The sequence below is a fragment of the Acidimicrobiales bacterium genome, from assembly GCA_036273495.1.
GTDB lineage: Bacteria > Actinomycetota > Acidimicrobiia > Acidimicrobiales > JAJPHE01 > DASSEU01.
This window is the reverse complement of sequence record DASUHN010000146.1, coordinates 1-2,426: the sequence shown is the minus strand read 5'-3', so window position 1 is coordinate 2,426 and position 2,426 is coordinate 1. Positions and strand designations below refer to the sequence as shown.

Annotated in this window: 3 protein-coding genes; all 3 read left to right on the top strand. The window is 75.1% G+C overall.

The genetic code is table 11. From position 1 onward, the window contains the following. Window positions 1-495 (top strand): DUF2889 domain-containing protein (locus tag VFW24_06230; protein ID HEX5266353.1); only part of this gene is annotated, 495 nt, incomplete at its 5' end. 2 nt (window positions 496-497) lie between these two features. Then, a complete protein-coding gene (locus VFW24_06225; protein HEX5266352.1) occupies window positions 498-1,670 on the top strand; it encodes a CoA transferase in 1,173 nt (390 codons plus the stop codon). Window positions 1,671-1,672: 2 nt separating this feature from the next. Continuing rightward, a partial coding sequence (locus VFW24_06220) for a CoA transferase (protein HEX5266351.1) occupies window positions 1,673-2,426 on the top strand: 754 nt, incomplete at its 3' end.

Sequence of the window (2,426 nt, the reverse complement as noted above, 5' to 3'; positions counted from 1 at the left end):
CTATCGCTGCTGGAGGAGAACGGGAGCCTCCCCCACAGCCTGGGCCCCCCGGCCCCCGAGCTGACGGTCCCGGACGACCCGCTGGCGTGGCACGAGCGTCCCGCCCTGCCGGCCCGGGCCACCCGCCGCACCCGGCGGCTGGACGTGGTGCCCGCCGGCCCGGGGGAGCCGGTCCGGCTCGACGTCCATTTCCGGGACAGCTACGCCGACCTGGAGGGGATCGAGCGCTCGCTCCACGAGTACACCCTGACCGCCGACCTCGACCCCGGGACCGGGACGGTCCTGGCCGCCGCCGCCGTGCCGCGCGCCCTGCCCTGGACCGAGTGCCCCCAGGCCGTGGGAAGCGTCGACCGGCTGGTCGGGCTCGACGTCCGGGAGCTCTCCGGCCTGGTGAGGCGGGACTTCACCGGCATCACGACCTGCACCCACCTGAACGACACCATGCGCAGCCTCGCCGACGCCTGGGCCGTCCTGGCCGTGCTGAACGGGGGCTGACGGTGCCGGCGGCGGGCCCGCTGGACGGGGTGCGGATCCTCGACCTGACGATGGGCATGGCGGGGCCGATCGGGGTGCTCCTCCTGGCCGAGCTCGGCGCCGACGTCGTAAAGGTCGAGCCGCCCGGCGGGGACCCGTTCCGGGCCCAACCCGGCTACCACGTGTGGAACCGCAGCCGCCGGTCGCTGGCCCTCGACCTGAAGCACCCGGGCGGGAGGGAGGCGTTCCTGCGTCTCGCCGGCGGCGCCGACGTCCTCGTGGAGTCCTTCCGCCCCGGCACCATGGGCCGCCTCGGGCTCTCCTACGAGGAGCTGGCCCGGTCCCTGCCGCGGCTCGTCTACTGCTCGGTCCCGGCGTATCCCGCCGGGCACCGCTTCGCCTCCCGTCCGGGATGGGACCCCCTCGTGCAGGCCCGGGCCGGGATGCAGGCGGCCCAGCCCGGGTGGCGGGACGGGCCCGTGTACATGCACTTCCCGGCCCCGAGCATGGGGGCGTGCTTCCTGCTGGCCTCCGGGGTGCTGGCCGCCCTGCTGGCCCGGGAGGAGACGGGCCGGGGCCAGCACGTCGAGACCTCGCTGTACCAGGGGGTCCTGGCCTACACCACGCAGATCTGGCAGGAGCACGAGAGGGCCGGCGCCCCCTTCCGCACGATGATGGGCAAGTCGTACCCGCCCGGCATCCACCAGGGTTCGCTGTACGAGTGCGCGGGCGGGAAGTGGGTCCACGCCGCGACGATGAGCGGGCGGACCCCGACGTCCACGCCCGAGGAGATCCTCGGCATCGAGCGGGTGGACTTCGCCCGGCTCATGGCCGACCCCGAGCTGGCCGCGGCCCATGAGGGGCGGGTCCGCGCCGCCTACCGGTCGCGGGACCGCGGGGAGCTGATCGCGGCGTTCCAAGCCGCCGGCCTCAACGCCGAGGCGGTGGAGCCGATGTGGGAGCTGTTCTCCCATCCGCAGTTCCGGGCCAACGGGATGGCGGTCGAGGTGGAAGACCCCGAGCTCGGGACCACCACCCAGGTGGGGGTCCCGGCCGTGCTGGCCCGCACCCCGGGCCGGGTCAGGAGCGGCCAGCCCCGGATCGGGGCCCACACCCGGGAGGTCCTGGCCGAGGCCGGGCTCGGCCCGGCCGAGATCGACGCCCTGGTCGGGGCCGGCGTGGTGGCGGAGGGTTGAGCGTGGGGCCGCTCGCCGGGATCGTGGTGCTGGACCTCGGGCAGTACCTGGCCGGCCCCTTCGCCCCGATGATCCTGGCCGACCTCGGCGCCGAGGTCATCAAGGTGGAGCCGGTCCGCGGGGACGGGATGCGCCCGGTCGGCAAGCCCTTCCTCGGCTGCCAGCGGGGGAAGAAGTGCCTGGCGGTCGACCTCAAGTGCGACGACGGGCGGGAGATCGTGCTGCGGCTGGCGGAGCAGGCCGACGTCGTCCACCACAACATGACCAAGGGGACGGCGGCGCGCCTGGGCGTTGACGACGCCGCGCTGCGCGCCCGCAACCCCGACCTGGTGTACTGCAACACCTACGCCTACGGGCCCGAGGGCCCGCTGTCGGAGCTCGGCGGCCTCGACCCGCTCTACCAGGCCGCCAACGGGATGGAGTACGAGGCCGGGCCGGTGGCGCTCGGCAACACCCCGCTGTACTCGCGCTTCGGCGTGGCCGACACCGCCAACGCCCTGGCGTCGGTCGTCGGCGTGCTGGCGGCCCTGTTCCACCGGCGCCGGACGGGGGAGGGCCAGGAGCTGTGGACGTCGCTGCTCAACGGCGCCGCCGTGTTCGGCTCGGACGTGTTCCTCGTCGACGGCCGGCCCGGCCCGGCGCGGCCCGGGCTCGACCGGGAGCAGACCGGCGTGTCCCCGTGCTGCCGGCTCTACCGCACCCAGGAGGGCTGGCTACAGGTGGCGGCCTTCGGCGCCGGCCAGTGGGAGGCGCTGT